Source organism: Psychrobacter piscatorii, from assembly GCF_001444505.1.
Taxonomy (GTDB): domain Bacteria; phylum Pseudomonadota; class Gammaproteobacteria; order Pseudomonadales; family Moraxellaceae; genus Psychrobacter; species Psychrobacter piscatorii_B.
On record NZ_LNDJ01000047.1, the window covers coordinates 16,027 to 40,292 of the forward strand.

The 24,266-nt window shown below is 45.1% G+C and carries 32 protein-coding genes; 29 read left to right on the forward strand and 3 right to left on the reverse strand.

Annotated features, from left to right (window positions below; all coding sequences use genetic code 11):
- Nucleotides 1-47: 47 nt before the first annotated feature.
- The 3 genes from AS194_RS02555 to AS194_RS02565 all read right to left on the reverse strand — a co-directional run bounded on the left by AS194_RS02555 (nucleotide 48) and on the right by AS194_RS02565 (nucleotide 1,537).
- Nucleotides 48-446, reverse strand: coding sequence for a hypothetical protein (locus tag AS194_RS02555; protein WP_058023912.1), 399 nt, complete (start codon nucleotides 444-446; stop codon nucleotides 48-50).
- Nucleotides 419-712 carry an excalibur calcium-binding domain-containing protein gene (locus AS194_RS02560; RefSeq protein WP_083499574.1) on the reverse strand — a complete coding sequence of 98 codons (294 nt, stop codon included), beginning with the start codon at nucleotides 710-712 and terminating at the stop codon, nucleotides 419-421. The genes AS194_RS02555 and AS194_RS02560 overlap by 28 nt, the downstream gene beginning before the upstream one ends.
- Nucleotides 713-850: 138 nt before the next feature.
- Nucleotides 851-1,537: an XRE family transcriptional regulator gene (locus tag AS194_RS02565; RefSeq protein ID WP_058023913.1), complete on the reverse strand. Its 687-nt coding sequence runs from the start codon at nucleotides 1,535-1,537 to the stop codon at nucleotides 851-853.
- Between the two features lie 133 nt (nucleotides 1,538-1,670).
- Between AS194_RS02565 and AS194_RS02570 the strand changes: the two genes are divergently transcribed.
- The 29 genes from AS194_RS02570 (at nucleotide 1,671) to AS194_RS02700 (ending at nucleotide 24,262) form a co-directional block, all read left to right on the forward strand.
- Nucleotides 1,671-1,916: a YdaS family helix-turn-helix protein gene (locus AS194_RS02570; protein ID WP_058023914.1), complete on the forward strand. Its 246-nt coding sequence runs from the start codon at nucleotides 1,671-1,673 to the stop codon at nucleotides 1,914-1,916.
- A gap of 69 nt (nucleotides 1,917-1,985) precedes the next feature.
- A complete protein-coding gene (locus tag AS194_RS02575) occupies nucleotides 1,986-2,450 on the forward strand; it encodes a phage regulatory CII family protein (protein WP_058023915.1) in 465 nt (154 codons plus the stop codon).
- A 2-nt stretch (nucleotides 2,451-2,452) separates the two neighbouring features.
- The gene (locus AS194_RS13705; RefSeq protein ID WP_161808407.1) at nucleotides 2,453-2,602 is read left to right on the forward strand and encodes a hypothetical protein; all 150 of its coding nucleotides are present in this window, start codon (nucleotides 2,453-2,455) and stop codon (nucleotides 2,600-2,602) included.
- 47 nt (nucleotides 2,603-2,649) lie between these two features.
- Nucleotides 2,650-4,953: a bifunctional DNA primase/polymerase gene (locus AS194_RS02580; protein ID WP_058023916.1), complete on the forward strand. Its 2,304-nt coding sequence runs from the start codon at nucleotides 2,650-2,652 to the stop codon at nucleotides 4,951-4,953.
- A 351-nt stretch (nucleotides 4,954-5,304) separates the two neighbouring features.
- Nucleotides 5,305-5,616 (forward strand): hypothetical protein, encoded by a 312-nt coding sequence (locus AS194_RS02585; protein ID WP_058023917.1) that lies wholly within the window; start codon nucleotides 5,305-5,307, stop codon nucleotides 5,614-5,616.
- Nucleotides 5,616-6,047, forward strand: a complete 432-nt coding sequence (locus AS194_RS02590; protein ID WP_058023918.1) for a RusA family crossover junction endodeoxyribonuclease — start codon at nucleotides 5,616-5,618, stop codon at nucleotides 6,045-6,047. The genes AS194_RS02585 and AS194_RS02590 overlap by 1 nt, the downstream gene beginning before the upstream one ends.
- A 21-nt stretch (nucleotides 6,048-6,068) precedes the next feature.
- The gene (locus tag AS194_RS02595) at nucleotides 6,069-6,656 is read left to right on the forward strand and encodes a hypothetical protein (protein ID WP_058023919.1); all 588 of its coding nucleotides are present in this window, start codon (nucleotides 6,069-6,071) and stop codon (nucleotides 6,654-6,656) included.
- Nucleotides 6,653-6,814, forward strand: coding sequence for a hypothetical protein (locus tag AS194_RS13710; RefSeq protein WP_161808408.1), 162 nt, complete (start codon nucleotides 6,653-6,655; stop codon nucleotides 6,812-6,814). The genes AS194_RS02595 and AS194_RS13710 overlap by 4 nt, the downstream gene beginning before the upstream one ends.
- Nucleotides 6,811-7,248, forward strand: a complete 438-nt coding sequence (locus tag AS194_RS02600; protein ID WP_058023920.1) for a hypothetical protein — start codon at nucleotides 6,811-6,813, stop codon at nucleotides 7,246-7,248. The genes AS194_RS13710 and AS194_RS02600 overlap by 4 nt, the downstream gene beginning before the upstream one ends.
- Before the next feature lie 358 nt (nucleotides 7,249-7,606).
- Nucleotides 7,607-8,170 (forward strand): putative metallopeptidase, encoded by a 564-nt coding sequence (locus AS194_RS02605; protein ID WP_058023921.1) that lies wholly within the window; start codon nucleotides 7,607-7,609, stop codon nucleotides 8,168-8,170.
- Between the two features lie 32 nt (nucleotides 8,171-8,202).
- Nucleotides 8,203-8,685, forward strand: a complete 483-nt coding sequence (locus tag AS194_RS02610) for a DUF2280 domain-containing protein (protein ID WP_058023922.1) — start codon at nucleotides 8,203-8,205, stop codon at nucleotides 8,683-8,685.
- On the forward strand, nucleotides 8,685-10,298 hold the full coding sequence (locus AS194_RS02615) for a TerL protein (protein WP_058023923.1): 1,614 nt from the start codon (nucleotides 8,685-8,687) through the stop codon (nucleotides 10,296-10,298). The genes AS194_RS02610 and AS194_RS02615 overlap by 1 nt, the downstream gene beginning before the upstream one ends.
- Entirely contained in the window at nucleotides 10,295-11,836 is a 1,542-nt protein-coding gene (locus AS194_RS02620; protein ID WP_058023924.1) for a DUF935 family protein, read from the forward strand. Before AS194_RS02615 ends, AS194_RS02620 begins: the two co-directional genes overlap by 4 nt.
- Nucleotides 11,837-11,839: 3 nt before the next feature.
- A complete protein-coding gene (locus tag AS194_RS02625; RefSeq protein WP_058023925.1) occupies nucleotides 11,840-12,640 on the forward strand; it encodes a phage minor head protein in 801 nt (266 codons plus the stop codon).
- 121 nt (nucleotides 12,641-12,761) lie between these two features.
- The gene (locus AS194_RS02630; protein WP_058023926.1) at nucleotides 12,762-13,040 is read left to right on the forward strand and encodes a hypothetical protein; all 279 of its coding nucleotides are present in this window, start codon (nucleotides 12,762-12,764) and stop codon (nucleotides 13,038-13,040) included.
- Nucleotides 13,041-13,042: 2 nt separating this feature from the next.
- A complete protein-coding gene (locus AS194_RS02635; protein ID WP_058023927.1) occupies nucleotides 13,043-14,257 on the forward strand; it encodes a S49 family peptidase in 1,215 nt (404 codons plus the stop codon).
- Nucleotides 14,257-14,637 carry a hypothetical protein gene (locus tag AS194_RS02640; RefSeq protein WP_058023928.1) on the forward strand — a complete coding sequence of 127 codons (381 nt, stop codon included), beginning with the start codon at nucleotides 14,257-14,259 and terminating at the stop codon, nucleotides 14,635-14,637. Before AS194_RS02635 ends, AS194_RS02640 begins: the two co-directional genes overlap by 1 nt.
- A 12-nt stretch (nucleotides 14,638-14,649) precedes the next feature.
- Nucleotides 14,650-15,744 carry a major capsid protein gene (locus tag AS194_RS02645; protein ID WP_058023929.1) on the forward strand — a complete coding sequence of 365 codons (1,095 nt, stop codon included), beginning with the start codon at nucleotides 14,650-14,652 and terminating at the stop codon, nucleotides 15,742-15,744.
- A gap of 62 nt (nucleotides 15,745-15,806) precedes the next feature.
- On the forward strand, nucleotides 15,807-16,142 hold the full coding sequence (locus tag AS194_RS02650; RefSeq protein WP_058023930.1) for a hypothetical protein: 336 nt from the start codon (nucleotides 15,807-15,809) through the stop codon (nucleotides 16,140-16,142).
- A 2-nt stretch (nucleotides 16,143-16,144) separates the two neighbouring features.
- A complete protein-coding gene (locus AS194_RS02655; protein ID WP_058023931.1) occupies nucleotides 16,145-16,582 on the forward strand; it encodes a phage protein Gp36 family protein in 438 nt (145 codons plus the stop codon).
- An 8-nt stretch (nucleotides 16,583-16,590) separates the two neighbouring features.
- A complete protein-coding gene (locus AS194_RS02660) occupies nucleotides 16,591-17,028 on the forward strand; it encodes a phage virion morphogenesis protein (protein ID WP_058023932.1) in 438 nt (145 codons plus the stop codon).
- Nucleotides 17,025-17,447 (forward strand): hypothetical protein, encoded by a 423-nt coding sequence (locus AS194_RS02665; protein WP_058023933.1) that lies wholly within the window; start codon nucleotides 17,025-17,027, stop codon nucleotides 17,445-17,447. The genes AS194_RS02660 and AS194_RS02665 overlap by 4 nt, the downstream gene beginning before the upstream one ends.
- 12 nt (nucleotides 17,448-17,459) lie before the next feature.
- Nucleotides 17,460-18,206, forward strand: a complete 747-nt coding sequence (locus AS194_RS02670; RefSeq protein WP_058023934.1) for a hypothetical protein — start codon at nucleotides 17,460-17,462, stop codon at nucleotides 18,204-18,206.
- A 91-nt stretch (nucleotides 18,207-18,297) separates the two neighbouring features.
- Entirely contained in the window at nucleotides 18,298-18,729 is a 432-nt protein-coding gene (locus AS194_RS02675) for a hypothetical protein (protein ID WP_058023935.1), read from the forward strand.
- Nucleotides 18,730-18,798: 69 nt separating this feature from the next.
- The gene (locus AS194_RS02680) at nucleotides 18,799-22,440 is read left to right on the forward strand and encodes a hypothetical protein (RefSeq protein ID WP_058023936.1); all 3,642 of its coding nucleotides are present in this window, start codon (nucleotides 18,799-18,801) and stop codon (nucleotides 22,438-22,440) included.
- On the forward strand, nucleotides 22,440-22,784 hold the full coding sequence (locus tag AS194_RS02685) for a hypothetical protein (protein ID WP_058023937.1): 345 nt from the start codon (nucleotides 22,440-22,442) through the stop codon (nucleotides 22,782-22,784). The genes AS194_RS02680 and AS194_RS02685 overlap by 1 nt, the downstream gene beginning before the upstream one ends.
- Nucleotide 22,785: 1 nt before the next feature.
- Nucleotides 22,786-23,010 (forward strand): hypothetical protein, encoded by a 225-nt coding sequence (locus tag AS194_RS02690; RefSeq protein ID WP_058023938.1) that lies wholly within the window; start codon nucleotides 22,786-22,788, stop codon nucleotides 23,008-23,010.
- A 9-nt stretch (nucleotides 23,011-23,019) separates the two neighbouring features.
- The gene (locus AS194_RS02695; protein WP_058023939.1) at nucleotides 23,020-23,928 is read left to right on the forward strand and encodes a hypothetical protein; all 909 of its coding nucleotides are present in this window, start codon (nucleotides 23,020-23,022) and stop codon (nucleotides 23,926-23,928) included.
- Between the two features lies 1 nt (nucleotide 23,929).
- On the forward strand, nucleotides 23,930-24,262 hold the full coding sequence (locus AS194_RS02700) for a hypothetical protein (protein ID WP_058023940.1): 333 nt from the start codon (nucleotides 23,930-23,932) through the stop codon (nucleotides 24,260-24,262).
- The last annotated feature ends 4 nt before the right edge of the window (nucleotides 24,263-24,266 follow it).

Consider the following 24,266-nt stretch of genomic DNA (forward strand, 5'->3'; position numbering starts at 1 on the left):
GTTTCATAAATGCTAACAACTTTGAACTAAGCTAACTATCTTTAATTTCATTCAGGCCTCTGATAGCACATCTTCAGCCCAACTTCTACAGCCTCGCTCAAGTCAGCACCTTCCTTAATACTGTACGGCACATTTGGAAGCATGCCGTCTTTCTTCAGAGACTTTGCAGCCGCCTTATTAAGCGGCGTACCAATAGAAGAATCTTCGATATAGCCGAAAGGTTGAAAATACACCTCAATGCCAAAATCTGGATAATAGACACATGAGATCTCGCCATCTGTAGTGAACGGATAGGGCGTATCATGATCAATGGGCCAGAACGCTTCGTGCACCGTAACACCACCAGAAACAAATTGACGGGCGTAGCTATCATCTTGAGAAGGAGAGCATGCAGTTAACGATAAGGCAGCTATACTAATTAACCACCTGGGCATATTGACTCGCATGGTACTCCGTCTTTGTCTCTATCTAGTCGTTTGTTACCACACTCCAATGCCTGCTTAGCTTGCTCACAATTGGCCATTTGGCCGCAGGTACTAGGTAAGCCTTTGCATTGAGCACCACCAGCACCCTTAGCGAATAGAGGGTGATCCACTTCAACAGATTCCTTCAGAACTGTATTGCTTTGAAATGGATTGTCTATCGTAGTAACGCCGGCATTGGACGATAAAGCGAACATAGCTAGTGCCGCGGCTAGTATTAATTGTTTCATTCATCACATCCTTGTGTTATTCAAAGTCTACTGCTTCACGATATACGCACCAGCCAACTGGTAAAGAATCTACTGGTTTAGCGTGCTTTAAGAAGTGGCATACCCATATGTAAGCCCAGCTATTAGTATTCGACATATTTAACCCGCCCTGTAAACTTGTCTACCTGCAATGATTAAGCTTTCGCTATGCTCAGGAGTAACCACTTTGTCTGGGTAGGCTTTATTAAAGCTACTTAATCTATAAGACCCACCAGCCTCTCTGAAAATCTGTTTTATCATACGGTCCCCATCTAACAAAATTGCATAGAACTCACCGTCTTTTATCTCTTTATCGGTTACTACGATACCAACCTCATCACCATCTTTAATGTAAGGATGGTTGCTGTCATTGACAGCACAAATCAATTTAAAGTCTTCCTGCTTGATGTTTCTATCTCTGAAAAAAGAAGGTGGTAACTTTCTATAACCCTTGATGTTTTCAAACTCACAAGAGCCATTACCATCGCCGCAGCAAAAATAAACGTCATAAATAGGGATAGAGACCATATCGTCACTACCATCATATACTGACACAGTTCCTGCCTCTAGTATCTGCACCAACTCCTTTTGGGGTTCGGTCAACATTGCGCCATCGCCAGTAGCTAGCCAGACTGGGTTAACCTGAAAGAGTGTCGCTAATTCCACTAACTTAGTAGAGCTTTTGCTCTCACCTCTCTCAAGTTCACTGTAGCTAGACTGCTTAAGACCTTCGATCTTACTCTCAATTTCTTTTTGAGTTAGTCCAGCGTACTTGCGAGCTTTTTTTAGTCTGTCTTTCAGTTCCATAAAGCTCTCCTATTCTGTTTGCCTATATTTTATAGGCGTTCCTATAATTACTCAAACAGGCACGCCGTTATTAAGTATTGACTAAATAAAGGCTTACCTTTATTATTGGATAAATAAATAAAGGTATCCAATTATGAACTCAAAACCTAAAGAGAAATTCGAGCCAGTTGTACGCTTGATCGAATACTTCGGTGGTCAAATACCAACTGCGGAAGCCCTAAAAGTTAAGCAGGGCACAGTAAGCGGTTGGTTGAATTGCGTCCATGGCGTTAACAGCTTTAATGCTATGCGTGCAGAAGCCAAAACCAAGGGCGCTATTAAAGCTCATGAACTGTGTCCTAAATTAACAGAAATTGAAGAACAACCTGAAGAAGTCTAGTCCCTGTAATTAACTTTACAGAAAGAAAGGCTTACATAAAACGTTTTTATAAATACATAGGACACGCAAATGCAAGTAATAGACGCAGCACACAAGACGGTACACAACGAAAAACACGGAGGTTCAACAGCTATCGCAGCTCGTATGGGTATGTCTAACACTGTGTTAAACAGCAAAGTAAACCCTAACTGCGACACACATCATCTGCGTTTGGATGAAGCCCTGACTATCATGGAATTTACTGGCGACCATTCAATTATCCAAGCCATGGCTCATCGTCTAGGTGGGGTGTTTTGCGAAGTGAATGGTGCAGCGACAAAAGATGAGCTGATCATGACTGCGTTATCAGCGTCTGCTTGTCAAGGTGATGTGATGGCTGAAATGCACAAGGCGCTAGAAGACGGTCGTATTAGCTGTAACGAGTTAGACGTTCTATCGAACAAGATACAGACTGCTATGTCAGCACTGCAATCGCTCAAGAACCACGTCAAGCGTAAGCACGCCAAAGACAATCCTCACTTACAAGGACGGTAGCCATGAACCATTTAGGTGATCAAGCATGGGATCGTGAATTCGACCATGTGGAAAACAAGCAAAAGAAAGAAACGATAGTTTTTTCTGGCGGTCATAGCTATGAAGTTGCAGAGACTCAAGACAAAGAAAAACCCCAGTCAACGGCGAATTGATGGGGTTTCGTTTTTCTTTTAAAACTTACTAAGGACTTAATTAAACCATGAATAAGAATAATATGCAAGAGGTGTCAAAGACCCTAAGCACAGCACTAGCTTACGCTGACCTTGGATGGAAAATATTCCCGTGCTGGTCGATAGTCGACGGTAAATGTGCATGCGGTACAGAGTGCAAGTCACCAGGCAAGCATCCGATATCTGCATTGGCGCCGCGTGGCCAAGATTCGGCTACTGATGACAAAGCTATCATTACCGATTGGTTTACCACGCATCCCGAAGCAAACATTGCGGTCTATCTAGCGGGCAGCGGTCTATGTGCAATCGATATTGATCCGCGCAATGGTGGTGACTACACCATGGAAGAGTTAGAAAGCGAACATGGGGAGCTGGTCGCTGATGTGGTCCAGCTGACGGGCGGGGCGGGTGAGCATCGTTTGTTCTTGCGTCCTGATGGCACATTACCCGGTAAGCTAGGTAAGGGCGTGGATGTAAAGCTGAACGGCTACATTATCGCTGAGCCAAGTAATCATATCAGCGGCGGCGAATACATTTGGGAGGCGTCAAGTTGCCCATTAGATGGGGCAGTGGCAGGACCATTGCCTGATTGGATTCGCTCATTTAGCACGTCGCAAGCGGCAGACAGTAACAACGATGTCGCCATCAACTTTGGTATGGATGACAGCCAATATTACGACGTATTAGAAGCGCTGCCATTTATTGACAACAATGATCGTGACACATGGCTGACTGTCGGCATGGCATTACATACCGCCAACGATAAGCGTGCCTACAGCATGTGGTGCGACTGGTCGGCGGGTAGTGATAAGTATGATCATGATGATCAGTACCGAGTATGGCGCTCATTTCGCCACAAGGGCCTTGATAGTGTCGACGTGCCAACCATTTTTAAATTAGCGCAGGATAGCGGCTGGATTAATACAAAGTCAGGTGTTGGCGTGGTCGGCTCGCAAGATATCGATTATGACGCCGAGGATGTGATGATTGAAAAATATAGTAGCGCAGAGCAAGTGCCAGAATATTTGAAATTCATACCAGTCCATAAGCTCAATGAAATCACAGACTGGATTGAAGGCAATAGCCGCCAACCGCAGCGTGAAATAACGGTACTGACTGCGCTATCACTAGCTTGCACACTAGCTGGTCGTAATTACGCATCTGAAGAGAACAACACCAGCTCTATGTTCTTCATGCTGCTTGCCGATACGGGTATTGGTAAGAACTATGCCAAAACATCCATTCAAACATTTTTAGTTGAGTCGGGGCTTGAGACACTGCTATCAGGTAGTGGTAACACATCGCCCGGCGCAGTCTACACCGCGCTATGCAAATCACCTTGTCACATACAGATTACCGATGAAGTTGGCAAGCAGTTAGCGACCGCTCGCAAAGCTAACAACGGTCAAATGGCTGAAGCATTTAGCACGCTAACAGAAGCTTATTCGGCTACCACGTCTTACATGATCCCTAAAAACTACAGTCAGCTTGGTGATATTGCCAAAGGTAAAGCGACAGCTGAGAAAAACATTGTCATCCATTGGCCCGCCATAACGACACTTGGTATTGGTACGCCTGGTCAGATATTTGACAACTTAAGTACAGGTGAGATTGAGGATGGCTTCTTGAATAGACAAGTTGTCATCCAAGCTTCTGAGCCATTGGCAGAACGACGCCGCATTAAGAAAAAGCCGGTACCAGAACACTTGAGAGAGTGGGCGCAGGATATACGCCATCCGCAACCGCAAAGCCGTACTGATTTGACAGGCAATGTTGATAGTTACGATCTAACGCCAACGCCAAAGACGGTGGCGATTAGTGATGAGGCTATGGACTTGTTTGATGACTTGCTTGATAGCTTGGAAGCGCAAGAGAGAGAGGGGTTATTCCAACTGCCGGATCTAACACGCCGCTGGGTTGAAAACTCAATGCGATTAGCGACTGCCTTGGCAGTGTGTGAAAACGCAGAGAATCCAGTCGTTACGGATTTGATTGCTGATTGGTGCATTGCTTACGTGGTCTTTTATGGAAAACGATTCATGCGCGCTGCAGCAACCAATGTGGCGGATGGTGATTTCCATAGATTGTATTTGAATGTGCTTGAAATGGTCAGTCGCACCGGCTCGAAAGGCGCAACGCAAAGAGATTTATCGCGCAATAGTAAGTTGTTCAGATCGACTAAGCCAAACGACCGTGATCAAGTATTTAAAGCATTATTAATTGAGAATCAAATAATGCAGGTGTCGATAGGTAAAAGTTTTGGCCCCGGCCGTAAAAGAGTGTGTTTTATCACGCCAGATAATTTTAATAGCGAAAATATGGAGACAGCTTAGTTTTCATTGTTGTCAATTGTTGCGAATAGTCGCGACCTATTGAATGACGTTGAAACTCCATACGCAGTAAGGGCTATAGAATTGTTGTCATTATTATTAGGGGGGTATACCTATTTATATATATTAATGAAAACAAGTGTACCCCATGAAAAAACATGACAACAATTACGAAGGCTATATATATCAAGGGGTTTTAACGTCATTCAGAGGAGCGCATCAATTGGCAAGAATGGACAACAATAGAGGTTTTACGAGGTTTGAATTAAACAGCGTTAATCCAAGAACCCTTAATATACATGGGCTACAGACGATAAGTCAAACAATATTAATTAACTAATTAGGAATTACAGTATGAACATCGAACTTGCTATTGAAAAACGTGATCAGCTAAAACCGCTTGTAGATGAATTTAATAAACTAAACAACATTATCACTGCTTACGATTTGGTTATAACTCACTTGAAAAAGGCGAACGCCAAAGGCTTAACCAAACGTGATTTGAAACATAAAATCAGAAATTTTGACTCATTGAGTGTAATCCAGTCTCAAGACTTATTGGACAACATGATTGACAAAGGCATTGTCGAAATAAGAGAGCTTGAAACTCAAAGCGGTAGAGGTAGAAAGCGAGTGGCTTACTTTTACATTGGAGGCGACAAGTAATGACCAGACTAACCCTGATAGCAGAATTAAGCATTCCAGCAGTACCACCAAGCGTAAACGATTACACAAAACAGCGCCGTGGCGGGGGCAAAACGCTCACTGAACGCTCAAGAGAGTTTAAGCGCACCGCTTACCAGTCAATCGGACGTCACGCACCTCACAAGCCATCTGAGAAGCGTATAGCAGTGGAAGTAACCATCTATGCAGCCGATAAGCGTGACTCAGATATCGACAATCGCAATAAGCTGATACTGGACGCATTGGAAGAAGCTCAATTTATCAAGAACGATAGTCAAGTTGATGAAATACACACTTATCGCGGTAAGGAGATCGTACCCGGTGGCCGTGTCGATATTGTCCTATGTGAGATCGATGACAGACGACAATTGGCGAAAATAACGCAGTATAAAAAAGTATATCGAAGTTTATAAATGTTTATCGAGGATTGGGTTATGAGTGAGATTGATTGCACGTTTGATGATGGTATTGAGTTACAGACTTTTGGGGAGATACCCGTGGGTAAGATGAGATTAATCGGCATAGCAGGTCAGGCTCGAAGCGGTAAGGACACAGCTGCTAAATACCTACTGAATAAATTAGGTAGCAACTGGTCAACAGCATCGTTCGCTGATCCTATGAAAGCCATGCTTAACGCAATCGACGTTGATACTAGCGATGAAGCCAAAGACCTACCTAGCAACCAATACGGTGTCTCTACACGTCACATGCTGCAAACGCTTGGCACGGAATGGGGTCGTAATCTCATAGCTGACGATTTTTGGCTAACGGTTTTCGAGTCGATGAACGCGGGACGACGTTTGATTGTCCCAGACGTACGTTTTGAGAATGAAGCTGATTTAATCCGTGAGCATGGCGTATTGATTCACATCAAAGGGCGTGGGGGGATTGAGGGTAGCCATGTATCAGAACAGACACTAAACGTAAAACCTGGCGATATTGTGATCACTAACAACGGTACGCTGTCTGAGCTTTACGCAAGACTTGACTCGATAGATTTAGAAAGCGAGGCCAACCGATGATCACCAAAGACAAAACATGGATAAACAAAGAAAGCGGTGAGCCTGTGCTCATCTTGCGAGTCGCTAAAACTTATGTCACTTATCAAAACGCCCAAGGCGACATTGGTAGCAAACACCCAATGGTATTTTTGCAGGACTTTGAGGAGCAAGGCGAATGATTGATGAACTAGGCATCAAGGCTAAACTTACAATGTGGGGCCGCTGGGTAGGTCGCGGCAATATAGCAGCAGCGCCGGTAGGGGGCGGCAGTGTTGGTAGTTGCAGTCCGTTAGGCTATAAATCAGCATGGAGCTTCATACTGCCAAGCGATGGCGGCGGTGTTGATATCGGGTGTGACGATGACATGTTAGATATTGAACACGCCATGTCTTATCTCAAAACACACGATGCCTTTAGTTATCGGCTGATTAAGCTCAAATATCGATACGGTTATAGCTATCAACGATTGGCACAGAAGCTCACTAAATCAATGCCTGAGTATAGACGTGGCGGCATTAAAGCAGGAATGAAGATGTGCCACAAGCACTGCAAGACGTTGGTTGATAGGGCAGAAGGTGAGATTGAGCAGATGTTAACAGAAGAAATAGTTTGACTTCTGACCCAGACATATAGTATAAAGGTGTTATATTGTATGCATCCGCAGCGGAAAGCGATAAATACAAAACCTATTCAAGCCCTATCTTAAATGATGGGGCTTTTTTTATACCTATAATTTAGCGATGGACGGCTATGAACTACGAGCTAACAAACAAGCAGCTTTATCATCGATGGGATGATACAGACAATGCTATTGCCAAGCTATACTGGCTGACCAAGCTAAGAGACCGAGCTAATTGCAGGTATCGCGATGCACAGTATTACGTTGATTTGATAGAAGTTAGTCAATAAACCCTTTTGCCCTCACTTGATTGTGCTGGGCATTTTTTTATGCACGCTGATTGGAGGTGAGCATGTTGAAAAGACCAATGCCACCAACCAGTGATTTACGGCCACTAATGGCTGCACCAGAGATACATGAGTGGCTACACGCTACGATACTTAATCCTGATCATGAATGGTTCAACGAGGACCATCGACACCTAATGGAATACTCAGTAACTGAAATAGCATTCATGTGGGCCCAGAGCGAATACATCAAAGCTGGTAAGCAGATATTAGGCCAGTGCGAAAAAGTGATGATGATGGCGGGTGGTTGGAAAAAGACACGTCAGGAAATGTGGTTTGAAGACACTTTAGGTGATGTGCCTGAGTACATGGTAACGCTTGATGCCAATTATTGCCGTGATTGTACAGACGCTGAGTTTGCCGCACTGGTTGAGCATGAGATTTACCACATGAGACATAAACCAGATATGTTTGGTGACCCATCATTCAAAGCGGACGGTAGACCACAGCTCGAATTGATAGCTCATGACGTTGAAGAGTTTTTCGGAGTTGTCAGACGATATGGCGGTGATGAAGCGGTTATACGCATGGCTAAACTGCAAGATTGTGAGCCTGAAATTAAAGGCTAAATTATTGACAGGACATAGACGGATTATAAAACATGGCAACCCTTAATGATAAGGTCAAAGCCTTTATCGTACAAGGGCTTGCGACTTACCAAACACCTAGTCAAATCGTAACTGCTGTCAAGAATGATTTTGGTCTTGAAACGAGTAGACAACAAGTTGAAAGTTACGACCCAACGAAGCGCGCTGGTCAGTCCTGCGCGAAGAAGTGGAAGGAGTTATTCGCAGCGACTAGAAAAAAGTACCAAGAAGATTTTAGTGATATCGCGATAGCTAATAAAGCGTATCGATTAAATATGCTTTGTAGGATGGCACGTGAGGCTGAACAATCTAAAAACAGACCATTGGCGGCAAGCCTACTTGAGCAAGCAGCCAAAGAAATGGGCGAGGTGTTTACCAATAAGCAGAAATTAGATCATCAATCTAGCGACAAAAGCATGACTCCAGTTGTCAATAACTTCAACGGTGACGCTCAAGCAGCAAGCCAAGCCTATCAGGATATTATGGGTGGTAAATAATGCCTATCCCTTTTGCATTTGATTTTAAAAATCCTGATTACGCGCAAGTATTCGAGTGGCGCATTGAGCGATTACAGCGCATTAGACAGCAGCCCGACCAAATACCAGCGCTCAAAGCGTTTTATCGTGACAATCCCGCGCAATTTATTATTGATTGGGGCGTGACTTATGACCCGCGCAACATTGAGCGCGGCTTACCATCATATATACCGTTTCTGTTGTTCCCAAAGCAAGAAGAGTGGATTCATTGGCTGATGGACGGTTGGAGGTTGCAAAAACCGTCCATTACGGAGAAAACGCGGGATATGGGTATGTCATGGCTCATGATGGGATTGTCGTGCTCACTAGGCTTACATAATCACGGCTTATCAGTCGGTGTTGGTAGCCGTAAAGAAGAATACGTCGACCTTATCGGCAGTCCTAAAGCTTTGTTTGAGAAAGGCCGTATGTTTTTGAGTGGTCTGCCTCCTGAGTTTCGCGGCGGCTGGATTAGAGAAAAACACAGCCCCTTTAAGCGCATTATATTGCCCGAAACTGGCAGTGTGATTACTGGTGAGGCAGGTGACGGCATTGGTCGTGGTGACAGGGCGTCATTGTATTTTGTTGATGAGGCTGCTTTCTTAGAGCGTCCGCATTTAGTTGATGCTTCATTATCAGCTACCACCAACAGCCGTAACGACATATCAACACCCAACGGTATGAGCAATTCATTTGCACAGCGTAGGCATAGCGGCAAAATCCGCGTGTTTACGTTTCATTGGCGCGACGACCCGCGCAAAGATGACATGTGGTACAACAAGCAGCTAGATGAGCTTGATGCGGTCACAGTGGCCCAAGAGATTGACATTGATTACGCGGCATCAGTTGAGGGTGTATTAATACCGTCAGCATGGGTGCAGTCTGCTATTGACGCTCATAAGAAACTGGGTATCGATATCAGCGGTAGCAAGGTGATGGCGCTTGATGTAGCAGACGAAGGTATTGATAAGAACTCTATTGCCGGTCGTCATGGCGTATTGCTCAATTACTTAGAGACTTGGAGCGGTAAAGATTCAGATATTTTTGCCACGTCTAAAAAGGCAGTCGAGGCGACCGCTGACAGTCAATCAGAATACTTTTTGTATGACGCTGACGGACTGGGTGCGGGTGTTAAAGGTGATGCCAGGGTAGTGAATGAGCAACGATTAGGGCTACCTGATGTTGATGCTCATCCTTTTCGTGGTTCGGCTGGTATCTATAAGCCCGAGCGTGAAGACATTGTTGGCAAAAAGAACAGTGACGCTTTTGATAACTTCAAAGCTCAAGCGGGGTGGGCATTACGCAAACGCTTCTTATTGACACACAGGGCGGTCGCTGAGGGTATGGACTTTGAGCCAAGCGATATCATAAGTATTGATAGTACGCTTGAGGAGTTATCGACTTTGACTACCGAGCTATCACAGCCAACCTACTCAAAAAATAACGCAGGCAAAATTCTGATCAACAAAAAACCAAAGGGCACGCCTTCACCGAACCGATTTGATGCGGTGATGATGGTGTTTGCCGACAATATGGTTGAGAAGAAATCCAATAAACGACACAGAGCCACTGCTGGCAAACGGACGTATAGATGAACGATATAACTGAAAAACCGCGTTACCGTGTCACAGCAGGTAAGGCGCTAAGCCAAGAGCAGGTGACAGACCTACGCGGTAAGACTTTTTACCGTTACCTGATCCGTACTGATACTGACGAGATTCTTAAAAAGGCCGGTATCAGTCGTCATGCGTTAAAGACATTGCTTACTGACCCAGATATTGACCAAGCGATTGATAGACGCGAGGAAGAGTTAAGCAATGCTACTTATACGATTACGCCAAGCGAGGGTAGTGTTGCTGATTTTATCTATGGGCAGTTAGACCTGCATCTTGAAACGATATTACAAGGCTCATCGCTTAGTAAGTGGTACGGCTATGATGTGATTGAAATGCTATGGGGCAAAGATAGCAATGGGCGTAATGCAGTTACTTCCATGATGTCAAAACCTATTCAATGGTTTGAGCCGTTATCAGGTGGCGCTCTGCAATGGTTTCCAAACGATGGTAGTCAGCCGATCATGATTAGTGATCAAGCTGACTTTTACTATCGCTATCTATACCAGCAGCATAAACCGACGTATCTAAACCCCAAAGGCAAGTCTATACTAAGCCGTGTCTACTGGTTGCATTACTTCAAAACCAATGGCTGGCGCTTTTGGTCTAAGTTCTTGGAACGTTTTGGTTCACCTTTGCTGATTGGCAAGACTGATGCAACAACTGAAGATGACGCGCAGGAATTTGCTAATGCACTACTAGCAGCACATAACTCAGGTGTCGTGACTATCGGCGTTGATGAAGAGGTAACGCCGATTACAGCGACCAGTGATGGTAAGGCATTCGTTAGCTATGATTCAGTAGTTAAGCAAAGTATTACGACTTACTTGTTAGGTCAGACGCTTACCAGTGGTACGGATAAAGGCGGTACTTACGGTCAAGGTGTTGTGCATCAAGAGCAGCAAGAGATTATCTTTAGCAGCGACCGTAAGCACGCGCTTAAAGCCGTTCAGCGGTTTATTGATGTTATCTGTATGGCTAATGGATTTGAAGCGCCTGAGTTTAAATGGGTGGCTAAGAAGTTTATTAATCAAGAGCAGTTAGATGCTGATAAAAAAGCTCATGAGATGGGTGTTCGCTTTACTAAGTCATATTTTGTTGATGAGCATGGCTATAACGAGCAGCATATCTCACACATGGACTACGGTGATGGTCAAGGCGCTGTTAAGTTGCCAACGTCGACACAGGCCAATCGCTATACGTCAATGGCTAATAAAACATGGCTGCCATTTAAAGCTGCTGACGGCGATGAGCAGTTTACACCTGAACAGCAAGAGCTTGAGCAAGTCGCAGATGATGCGCTAAATGCGAGCGTACAGCCGTTTGATACTGATGATATTAAATCTATTATCGCAAGCATCGAGGGTGATACTGACGATGAGAAAGTTGCTAGTTTACGTGAGACATTGTTCAACCGATGCGGCGAAGATCTAGCTGATAGTGACTTCACTCAATTAGTTAATACTTTTTTAGCCGTGTCTGATGCCCATGGTTTTGCTGATGAATCGAGTGAGGTTTAAACCATGGCAACGACAACAGCAGCATTTGACGTAAAGTTCATCGAGGCTATTGCTTACGCGCTTAATCGTAACGTGGTGCTACCTGATGATTACTACGACCGCATGACACCTATTCAACGGCAACAAGCGGTATCTATCGCAGGGCTTGCACAGACTGAGCAGATTAAGCACATCATGGGCTTGGTTAATGAGCAACTCGACAGTGGCGGTACATTCGCAGACTTTCAAAAAGCGGTCAAAGACGGTGATATTGATATTAATTTGCCAAAGCATCGGTTAGATAATATCTTTCGTACAAATATCCAAGGCGCTTACGGTCGTGGCCGATGGTATCAGCAGCAACAGAACAAAGATGAACGTCCGTATCTGATGCGTGACGGTATCAATGATATTAGACAGCGACCAGCTCACAAGGTACTTGATGGCGTAGTCAGACATATTGATGATCCATTCTGGCAACAGCATTATGCTCCTGATGGGTATCGTTGTCGTTGCATTATGCGTTCGCTGACTGAATCTCAAGCTCAAGCGAAAGGCATTACCGATGATGGTGACTTGCCCAACGTACCAAACGATAAAGATTGGATTGGTGGAACACCTGCACAGTACACAGGCAACATGAACAAGCTAGTCAACGACAAGATAGCTGAGCTTGCTATCACGTACTACAAGCAATCAGATGCGATATTGGCATCAAGACAGCGTATTGAAGCAGCTATCACAGTGATGTTAGCGCAACCGGTGCCAGAGCTTGCTTTGATGATTGATGAGGCTAAAGAGCTGATTGAGGAAGAAAGCGAATGAATAAATCACGAATACTCAGAGCTGTTGTGCTGATAGCTGACATAGCGATGACCATCTACACCAAACGCAAGAAACAAAAACAAGACCGCCGATAAGGGCGGTTTTTTAATGGGTGATGATTATGATTTTAACAATCGATACGACTGCGCTAGACGCTGATAACAGTGAGTCATATGCAGCGTGGCGCGGTGATAATGTTGAAGTGCAACTCGACGGCAAGCCGCTTAAAGATTGCCTGTATTGCAATGTTGATAAAGGTGTTGCCATTTGCGTAAAAAGGGATTTATCAGGCCATGTGATTATTGTCGGCGGTGATATTGCCCACGAAATGCGAGTTGGTGAGGTGACTGTGGAGCATATCAAGCGCGGTAATAACTTGCATCGACCAGGTAAGGAATAAACATGAACTTACAAGCAAAGATTAAGCGCGATATTAACAGTCATGCGCTCATGGCTTGCCACGATCTAAACGGTGAGCTCGCATCTATCGACTTCAAGGCGCTATCACGTCATAGCGATGACGATGGTGAGGCAGCTTACACGGTTGAGAATGGCGTAGCGACTATTGATGTTCGCGGTCTGCTAGTGCCTGAAACCTCAAGTGATTATCGCTCATGGGGTGTAACAGGCTATGCAAACTTAGCGGACTACATACAGCAAGCTAATGACGATTACACGGTTGAGCGCATTGTCCTAGACATTGACAGCGTAGGTGGATACGTTAAAGGCCAGCATTTAGTTGATGAAGCAATAGCTGACAATACAAAGCCTATTCAGACGTTTGTTAGTGGTAATGCCTACTCAGCTGCCTATCGCATAGCTGTAATGACTGACCGTATCGTAGCGGCACAGTTTGCAGGTATAGGTAGCATCGGCACGATAGTCAAACACACCGAGCAAGTAAGCCGTCTAAAGCAAATAGGTATCACGGTGACCAATATCCGTAGCGGGAAGTGGAAAGCCGTGTTTGGTGATGATGAGCCACTGACCGATGAGCAATTGGCAGAAATACAGTCTGGTGTAGATGCTAATGCTCAAGAGTTTTTTGAGCACGTAGCAAGCTATCGCAGTTTGAACGCTGACACGATTGCATCGCTTGAAGGTCGGTGTTTCGATGCGACCCGCGCAAAAGAATTAGGTTTGATTGATGAGATAGCAGATAGCGTATCAACATCAAGCCAAGCCAAACAGAGCAACAATAACCCCGAGGAGTACGACTTGAACGAGTTAGAAAAGGCGCAAGCCAAAATCAAGCAGCTAGAAGATCAGGCATTATCCGATAAAGCTGCATCTGATCAAAAGATTGCTGATGCTAAAGCCGAGGCGCAAGCCGCTAAGGACGCACTAGCAAAGACGCAAGCATCAACACGTCAAGCAGCTATCGATAAGCTAGCCGCCGATACTGGTCGTGAGTTTACCGACGAGCAAGTTACTGCGTTTAAAGCAATGGATGACGCACAGTTTGCCGTTGCCGAGTTTATGGCAAAACCAATTACACCAAAAACACCTGAACTACCTGACGGTCTTGATAAGGCCCAAGCAACAAATGGCCGCGAAGGTGGCGAAAGCGCAATCATGGCAGCTGTTAATGCTGCAAAAGCACAAGGAGCTAAATAATGGTTGATTTCAACTATACAACTGAGCAGCCGTTAGCTGTTGATGTCGCGCCTATCACTGATAGCGTCGTACCTACCGCTGCTACAGCATACAAGCGCGGTGACTTGCTAGTAATTGCTGCTAGCACCAACGTAGCGACTCACAGCGATGCTGGAACAGGCGCACAAGCTGATTGGCATGTCATCTGTCTAGCTGACGTAACTGCTGAGCAAGCTACTGCCAAGATTGCTGCAGGTGTTGAAATGCCTGTATATGTTGCGGGTAAGTTTGATGTTGCAGAAGTCAAGCTGAATGGCGTTGCGCTTACTGCATCTCAGAAACTAGCGGCGCGTGCATACGCTAATCGCTCAACTAAAATCACGCTTAGCGTAGTTAAATAAGGATAAATATTTATGGCTACTTTTAATATTGAAGGCGCTGAAATTGAAACAGCATCTTTTGAAGAACTTGGCGCGGTTTATGATTTAAGCAAGCCGGTCGATACTTTTTTTCGTGATCGTTATTTTGGTAATCCTATTTATCTAAACAACGAAGATAAGGTGCCCGTAGGTGATATCAAAACCTATATCCCTCTTGCTCCTGCTGTACTGCCAACAGCACAAGGTCGCGTAATTAAGGACAAAGTTGAACTAAATATCCGCCACATTCCAGCGCCTTACTTCAAGCCATCTGTAGTGGTTGAGCCGTTAAGTAAAATTGATGCTAAGTTGCAAAAACTATTGCAGGCAATGAAAGTTGTAGCTACCAAGGGTATTGGGGTTCCGCCTACTATGCAAGATGAGTGGGATATGGCCGCTGCTAATGCTTACTGGCTAATTCGTCAGTCGTTAACCGCACGTATTATCATGATGTGTCGTGATGCACTGCTGTATGGCAAGGTTGTCGTTGAAGGTGATGATAACGCAGGGGTAACCGTTGATTTTGGTCGTCACGTCGACCTTAATTTCTCGCCATTAATTCCATGGGACCAAGAAGGCGCTACGCCATATCGAGACATTCGTAAGATTGTTAAGAACCTGGTTAAGCATGGCAAACGTCGCCCAGTTGATGCTCAGATGTCTAGCCGTGTTTTCGATGCGATGACAGATGATAAAGAGTTTAATGAAAAATTCACGGCGTCAAAAGATACCAATGCAACCCGTGTATTTGATGGTGGGTTTGGTGGAGAGACTGAGGCAAAATTACGCGGTACGGTAGATGGCATCAACTTCTGGACGTATGACGTTGAGTTTGAAAAAGAAGATGGCACAAGCGAGCTAATGATCCCTGAAGATGGTTTCTGGCTAATCTCTGAGCTAAACAACCCGCTTTACTACTGCATGATTAAGCATCGCAAAAATCCTGCCAAGTTAGCAATGGAATTAATGCCATATCACGTCTATAGCAATAATCCACCGATTGATGAATTTATTGCTGACTCAAGCCCATTGCCAGTTACCATCAATAAAAACGGTGCTTGCGGTGGTACTGGTTTTATCACTCTTTAATTAAAACCCTTTGTTTAAATAATTAAATGGGTCGCCTATCAGCGGCTCATATGGAGCAAATCATGTCTAAATTTTACATTGCAAAGCAAGCCGTCGGCCAATACAACACTGGCGACAAAATCCCAACGATCACCGATGACGAGCTAAAAGCGGCTGTCAAAGATGGCAAGACGGTCAATGGCTTAACTGCTGAACGTGCTAAGTTTTTGTTAAGCAAAGGTGCTATTGCAGAACCTGAAGGCGAAGACGCCGATACTGCAGAAGATGATACCAATGAGGTGGTCGAGCTCGACACACTCACCAATAAAGAGCTAAAGGCTTTGCTTGATGAAGAAGGTATTGAGTACAACGCATCTGATGACAAGAAAACACTAATCGCACTATTTCCGAAGGACTGATTATGTACGCGACTCGTGATGATTTAATCAGTCACTTTAGTGAGTTGGAAATTAGTCAGCTTGAGTCGTTACATGAAGACCCGTTGGCTGCAACTGCTAAAGCACTAAAGAGTGCAAGCGGCAAGATGGATAGTTTCTTATCTACTCGATATAACACGCCCATCGCCAAAACAGATAACTTAGAGCTAGTTTGCTGCAATATCGCAAGATACTTGCTGTATAAAAACGACGCAACAGGTGAGCCGGAAGACCGCTACAAAGAAGAGATTGCTTGGTTAAAGGACGTTAGCGCAGGTCGCGCTAATGTTACGTTCGCTCAGCCGTTGACGCCTGATGAGCAGCAAAGCACTTACGTCAAGCCTGCTGTACCAATTGGCAGTAGCTATCCTGGTCAAATCTTTGGTGATGACGTTTTTTCCAAGATGCCTAGCATTAAGTGAGGTGAGCCATGTTTGATGCTGATTTATCAGGTGGTGACGAGATTATCAGACGGTTAGGCGACTTGTATTTTGACAGTAAAAAAATGCAAAAGTTTAGCCGGTTGGTTGGCGCTGAGATGGTCAATCAAACTGAGGAACGCTTTTACAATCAGCATGGGCTAGACCGTCAACCGTGGTTGCCATCTAAACGAGCGATAGAGCAAGGCGGCGATACGCTACGCAAAGATGGTCGTTTATTGGCGTCACTCACCTATATTGCTCTTCCTGATGGCGTCAAGTGGGGCACAAATGTAGTTTATGCACGCATGATGCACTATGGCGGTAAAAAAGCGTTATTCCCTCACTTGTGGGGTGATATACCTGCTAGGCCGTTTTTGGGCATGAATGAAAACGATAGGGCTAGTGTGCTGAATATCATCAATCGGATTATGGACGTCGACTTATGAGTAATTATTTTGCAGTAGGTCTTGGCCTAATCGAGCACTTAGAGGCTAAGGCTGACGAGTGGGGTGTTAAGCACGTTGGCACCGTCGCTAGTATCAACAAGATCAATAAAAACGTCACACCCGCGCTCTATGTCATCAACACTGGCAACAATCCTAACGCTAACGGCTCAATAGACAGCCGTGACGTGCAGCAATGGACGGTTGTTGTCGCTGTGAGTAACCAAGCGGCACAAACAGACGTTAAGGCGCTCATGGAGTCGTCAGGCGAGCTTGTGAGTAAAGTTATCAATCATGTGCAAGGTTATGAGCTAGACGACTATCACGACCCACTAGAGCGCACATCGACCAGCGGGCGGCCTGATTACTTTAGTACGTTTGCATTATATCCACTCACTTTTCAAACCACTATTACGCCATAGGAGATAAGTAACATGGCAGATAAACAACAATCACACGCATTTATCGGTAACGGTAAGGTGTATTTTACCGCTGTTAAAAATGGCGTAGAGGGCAAGCCCTTTTGGGTTGGCGTAGCATCAGCCGCAGCCTTTAATCACTCAGTCGAGAATGAGAGTGAATTAAAAGAGTATCACTCAGGTAAAAACCAGACTTGGGATAAATCAGAAGGTGACAAGTCCGCTACTTTTAGCCTAACCCTCAACGAGCGACGCGTTGAAGCGATGCAAGCAGCATTACAAGCCAAGGTCACGGAAGTTACCACGGGAACAGTCTCAGCAGAAGAGCACGAAGTTGACGCCATTGGCGATATTCTCTTTTTGAAACATAAGAACGTCAGCGACGTTGTTATCACCGACAGCACGACTGCAACACCATTGGCATTGGTCGAAGGTATTGACTACACAATTGATGAAAAGTACGGCACTCTTGAAATGACGCACGTACAGACCATCACATCACCGATCAAAGTTGCATACAGCTATGGCACGGCCACGGTCATGAAGCCAATGACAGATGATGTTGATTATTATCGCATCCGCGTCAACGGTCTAAACAAAGTTGGTCAAAAAGACAAGCAGGTAGTTACTGCATACCGTGCAAAGCTATCACCAGCAGATGCTTACGATTTAATCGGTGATGACTTTAGCGAAATGGAGCTTGAAGCCGACTTGATGTATGACGAAGCTGAAGAAGCCATGTATGAAATTGTGAAGCTGTAGTTCGATAGGTCTATGTGATTTCGCATAGACCTATTTTGTTTAATTAAGTGACTGCGTGACGGTTGCTTAATTAAATGAAAAAGGATTAATTATGCGTACTAATGCACAAACTAAGCTGACAAATACAGCCACGGGCGCGGTTATTATCTTATCAGACAGCCTTTACCCAGAAGGCGAACACGACTGGTCAGCTATCGTATCAAATACTAAGTACGCACTTGATGGCACAATGATAGTCGAACAGTCAGAGCGTAAAGCTGGCAGACCTTACACGATGCAGGCACCTGATGGTCATGGCGTACTATCACGAGCAACGGTTAATGCGCTCAAATCTGAGCGTGACAAGCTAGGCGCTACCTTTTGGCTAGACTATCTAGCAGATGGGGCAGTTAAGCGCGTCAAGGTGATATTTGACACGACAGCGGAGGCAATTGAAGCTAAGCCAGTCAAGAACACGACAAGTCCAGAGCTGACCGATTACTATAATGTGACGCTTAGGTTTTTAGAGATACCTAGTAATTAATACATAACAAGCCATAGCCCGCTCATTGTAGCGGGTTTTTTAATGCCCAAAATTTGACGGATGACAGCAATGGCAATTACTCAAAACGATTTAGAGATACTAAAGTCTGAGATTATGGCTGATACCGACGATGGCGGCGGTCTGCCAACGGGTATTGCTGTCGTCGATGGCGTATCTAACAACTTACTCCCTGATGTGTCGGATATTGACCGCTTAATTGGTCGTGTGCGTTTGCGTAAAGTATCACTAGCGGTAAAGACGGCTAATGCTGAGCTATTGCAAGCGCCTCGTATTTTGCTAACCGAGCTGCCGGACAATCCAAATATCAGTGTGTTTTTCTTTAAAGGTAGTAGTTTCGCTGATCGTCGCTCAGATGCTCAAGATAAAATTGAGTCGTATCTTGCGTTTGGGACCAAGTGGGCAGGTCATTTATTGGAAACACAGCTTACTGGTCAGCGCGTCATCCAAATCTCATTAGGGTTAAAAGATGCTGTGCCAGCAGTCGGTCAACCTCTTGTATTGGTGCAAAACGAAGGCCAATCAGACGAGTTTTATCAATACTTAAGACCGCTTAAAGTTGATACGGTAGTGCGTGAATTTCAACGTACCGTGAGCGAGACTGTGAGTCGTAATGTGGTAACGATTGAGTTTGGTGATGTTTTAAGCAAAACATTTAACGGCTTAACTGTGCCTGAGTTTTATCAAAACGCATCAACGAGCAGACGTGCAATCTTGCGAGAAGCTCGTATTGCTGATGCCGCTAAGTATTACAGCGCGTCACGTTTGGCTGAACCAGTGGTCGCTATGCAATCACGTCAGGTGCGGCTTGAGTCTATTTTTACGCAAGTGGTGCCAAGCACGCAAGTTGAGACGCCAATTTTGCAGCGCGACCCAGCAAACCAAGTTGCTACTCAGGCTCGTGGCGATGGGGTTATCAACATCAATCAGTCGGTCAACGTGACACCAAGCACTGCGTTTAGCCTACCAAGCGGTATTGCAGTCGGTACGTTGAGCTTGTTTGTCGGCGGACGATCACTAATTGATAGAGATGGTCAATTAGTAGATAGCAGCAGTGTAGCTTACGCCTCTATCCAGTATGGCATTGGTCAAATCACCTGGTACAACCTTCTGAATCTTGGGCAAACAACAGTGACAGGCAGCTATAAACCTGCTAGTGAGTTTACCCGTGTGGCGCAAACTGATTATCAAGTCGTTGGTGACAACGCAGGCTATAACTATGTGCGTGAGCTTGGTGCTGAGCCTTTGCCGAACAGCCTTAAAATCACTTATACGGTAGGTGGTAATAACTATCTCGTACACGATGATGGGCGCGGCAACTTAGTTGATGATGACGGCAACGGTCGTGGCACTGTGCAAGGCAAGACAGTATTGCTGACGACTGCTGCTATTCCTGATGCTGCTAGCTATATCATTTATTCGTTTGGTGTCGATTTAGATACCGTTAAATATGGTGAGCAAGCGCTACCACCTGCCTACCATGCGGCTATTATTGACGATGAGGTGGTCGGCGATATCACAATCACATGGGGCGCTGATAAAACAGCAACTATGAGTAACGGCATTATTACCGGTGATGCTACGGGCACGTATGATGGTCGAGAGCTGCATATTGCGCCCAATGAGACAGTCGCAAAAGACACCGAGTTTACAGTATCGTATGACAAACTGCTTGACTCGATGACATCGCCAATTAACGCTACTTATAGCCCAAACTCTACGGACGGCACCTTTACCGCTACTATCGATATGGGCGGCGCTATAGATGGCGACATCAGTCTTAGAGCAGAGCTTTACGATAGAGGTAGCGCTCAGGTAGCAGTTCACCTTTCCAGTATGGGTACTGGTGAAGAATTACTGAGATTGAACGGTGTTGCATACCCCACATACGCAACAGCCGTTGCGTACAGAAGTGGGAATACAATAACGCCTCAGACAGGGCTGTCCTGGTATGACGCTACTAATGGGGTAAACGGTCAATGGAAAGTGTTTCTGGTGAGCAGTAGTTTGGATAAGGCAGCAGGTACGGCCACGTTTACTATCAAGGTTTCGCGCAGAAAAACGGTTACTGATGTCGTGATGGCGGGCGGTTTAAATAAAAAACCACTATTTACAACCACGAGCCAAGACGAAAACCTAAATATCAGCACTGTGCAGATTTATGGCAGTGCTGAGGTCGGATCGACCACGGAGGCCGCTACTTTCGACATGACTGCTGATAAATTGCTAATAGCGCCACCGATGGAGTCAAAAACACCAGTCGTCAGCGGCTCAGTATTTGTCGATGCGCTCGGTCAGAGCTTGCGCGATGACAACGGCAACATCAAAAACAGCACTGATATTGTTGGCAAAATTGATTACAAGTCAGGCGTTTTGCAGCTAACAACTTGGCAAGCAGGACAAGCCAATACTGTTGACTTAAAATCAATGCTACGCGAAAACGATCCGGTACCGCTTGCTAATTTGATTTTTAGAACGCCAGTCGCGCCACTTAAAGAAGCATCATTACAGATCAGCGCTGAGCTTGCAGATGGTACGCAAATATCGCTATCAACCGACGAGCAAGGCAACATAACTGGTAACAGCTTTGCACACGGTACGGTTGATTTTAAAGCAGGGGTGGTTGCGCTGTATTTTTACGAGCGACTAGGCGTGACAGCTAATCCTAGCGTGGTCAATGAGCCGTGGTATGACGCGAATAATATCTACACGCTATCGTCAGGAGACAATACGCAATATATTAACCGACCTGTTTACGTTAAGCCTGACTCAATACGTTATAACGCGATTGCTTACAGCTATCTACCGCTTGATAAAGAGCTTATTGGACTTGACCCAGTACGCTTGCCAAGCGATGGTCGTGTGCCGTTTGTGCGTAAAGGCGACAGTATTGCCATTACTGAGCTTAAAACGCTGGAACTGCCAACCAATGCGCCAAATGATACGTTTGATTTGGGATTTGAGCGATTGTCTGACGTGAACGTGGTTGATGCCAATGGTTTAAAAGTCAGCTTTGATTATCTTGATGTTGATTTAGATGCAGGTACTTTGACGTTAAATGGACTGCTTGATATGTCATTTTATACAGCACCACTCACAGCTAAATATCGCATCATGGATATTGCGCTGGTCATTGAGACAGATATATCAGGCCGTGTGACGCTATCAACGCCTATCACGCATGATTACAGCACTGACGCAGTGTTTAGCTCAATGCTACTTGCCGGTGATATGCAAGCGCGAGCGTATAACGTGTTTAGTCAAAAATCATGGAGCAATGCCGTTTGGAGTGACTCATTGATTGGCGATGCTGCGACGTCACAGTTGCAGGTAACTAACAATCCTATTGTGGTGACTAATCGTGATGCTATCGAGGAGCGTTGGGCGCTGGTGTTTACCAGTCAAACAGCGTTTCGCATTATTGGCCAAACAGTCGGTGAGATTGGTACAGGTTCAACGACCACTTTGACAGCGCCAATTAACCCTATGACTGGCTATCCGTATTTCACGATACCAGCAGCAGCATGGGGCACAGGTTGGTCAGCTAATAACGTAGTGCGTATCAATACCGCAGCAGCCAAGTATCCAGTTTGGATCGGTAACGCTATCCAGCAGCATCAGGGTAGTAGTAAAGACAATTACGACTTTACGATTGGCTATCATGCCAACATTGATAGAGAGAGGGCTGTGTAATGGAGTTATCAGTTGATGCAAAAAACGCGGCGCTACAAGGGATTGCTGATAAATTAAATGAGGGCACCAATTCGGTGCTCTCTTTGTTTATCGGTGAGACTTTAGCGGCTGAGATTGCGCTACTCAATCCAGCGCAGGAGTCAATAACCAACGCTGTCATGACGTTTAAAGTACCGCCCAAAGTGCTAGCGATAGCATCGGGCGTGCTGACATCGGCAAAAGTGCTGGCAGCAGACGGCACGCTAATCGCTGAGCTTGACGTAGCTACTGAGGTCACGCTTGATAAGTCGCAAGTGTATCAAGGCGGCTATGTCACGCTGACAGCGCTAACAATGGGTATTTGATATGGCAATAATCACAGGCAGAGCAAAACGCTATGACGGCACAGCGATTGATTACGTATTGTTATTTGCGTGGAAAACAGGCAGGTGCTTAGGTAAGTCAATACCAGACGCAGCGGGTAACTGGTCGTTTGACTACGATACCAACTTGATAGTTGGTATAACGTATGTCGCTGATGGCTGCGAGCCTATTACGCATGGCGCGTATGAGCTTGTACTAAATAAATAAGGGTAGATTATGAGTTTTCTAAATCCAGTAAACGAGCCTGTGCTACGATTTAGCAGCACAGATGCGGGTGCGCCACAGATTAACTATAACGCTCGCACAGCAGGTGATGTAAAATCGGTGCTCAAAGCGTGTCTTGTTACAGGATACGGATCAACAGCAAGCGCAGGATGGACGGCGGTAAACGAGGCAGGTAATGTCATCGAGTTTTCCAGCACCTCTACTGAAATGCTCGATTATAGGCTAGGTGTTGATGATACGAGTACATCGAGTACGACTTGGTATTACCAGTATAAAAATACAAGAACAAACCCTAAAAATAATACTATAAGCAAAGAATACACTTATAGTAACAGGGCGCACTCAGGAAATCGTTGGGACTTGATAGTATCAGATAAGGGTTTTTACTTTATTGAAACCTTATACAATAACGTTATCAATCAACTTATGTCAAGACTGACATTTATGGGTCAGATAAAGAGCGCGCTAGTTGACATATTGTCAGAAAATATGTCTTTTTGGAGTGTTGGGCTGTCATCAACAAACAATGTTCCGGCTAGATTTTACGCAAAAGGCACGAGTGCTGAGTTCTATCAAAAAATAGGAGGGAATGCTACTGGGTTTTCTTTTACGTCTGTTAATAAAGGGCTTTTTAATGAAGAAAAATTACCGGCTGACAATGTTGCTGTTGATTTAGTCGGTGAGTTATATGTGGGGATGGAAGGAGGTGTTATGGGCAGTTATGCCGGACTGCTGATATCAACATTTAGAAATAGGGATGATATGTATGGTACAAAAACAACTCATTTCAACGGCCGTCCTGTGCTTTATTTTTGCAACGGAATATCTTGGGCTACTACTGACAACACCTTTCGGTTTCTAGTCGGCGTAATGATTTATCTTGATTATTGGGAGTATTGATATGCAGGTGCTCGCAAAAGTCTATACGCCGCTATCACTCGCAAACAGCGGTTATATCGCAGGCGCAGGCGCAGGTATTGTCACAGTGCAAGGCAAACCTGCATCACGTAAAATATGGCTGCTAGACGCGGTAACGATGGCGGTTGAGCAGGTCGCTACATCACTCAAAAACGGTCACTATCTATTTTTAGGTCTTGATCCTGCAAAAGAGTATCTGGTCATGGTGCGTGACCATAAAAAAGAGTATGAGCCGTTTGCGTGGGATTATGTCAAACCTGCTAATGATTTAACTATCGCTGAGCAACAAACGCTTTGGCAAACGTGGCAAACTTAGAATA